Origin of the sequence: Tessaracoccus sp. OH4464_COT-324 (assembly GCF_003932855.1) — a bacterium.
Lineage (GTDB): Bacteria > Actinomycetota > Actinomycetes > Propionibacteriales > Propionibacteriaceae > Arachnia.
Genome location: NZ_RQYZ01000095.1, coordinates 1 through 464, shown reverse-complemented (window position 1 = coordinate 464; position 464 = coordinate 1). Strand labels below are relative to the sequence as shown.

At 60.6% G+C, this 464-nt stretch carries 1 protein-coding gene; it reads right to left on the bottom strand.

Annotated features, from left to right (window positions below; all coding sequences use genetic code 11):
- Positions 1 to 98 precede the first annotated feature (98 nt).
- A partial coding sequence (locus EII42_RS13155; RefSeq protein WP_158676529.1) for a hypothetical protein occupies positions 99 to 464 on the bottom strand: 366 nt, incomplete at its 5' end.

Genomic DNA, 464 nt, shown 5'->3' with positions numbered 1-464 from the left:
ACAACCACCACCAGCAACCCCACCAACACCGCCAACAACCCGCCGACGACACCCAACCACAACCCCGAAACCCTACGCATCAACCAAACCCGCCAGCGTCACCTGGTGGCCAACAAATGATCCACCAACTCATCCATCGCCGCCACCACCTCCTGCTCGGTAAACCTGCCAAGCGCCGGCGCCAGCGCGATCACAGTATCCTCCGCATAAGCCACACACTCCGGATACTTGCCGATCTTCGACGCGCCGCAGGTGAACCGACCCACATAATGCACATCATCCCACTCCGCCAGGTAGTCATTAAACTGCCTCGGCAGGGTGACGCCCCGCATCTCAAGCCCCAGGACCCGCTCCGGATCACTGGAGCTATCGACATAGGCCACCCCAGCACCACGATCACGAACGATGCCGTAATCCTGATAATTCAGCGCCCAACCCCGCAACGTCTCCGGGAACCGCCAATC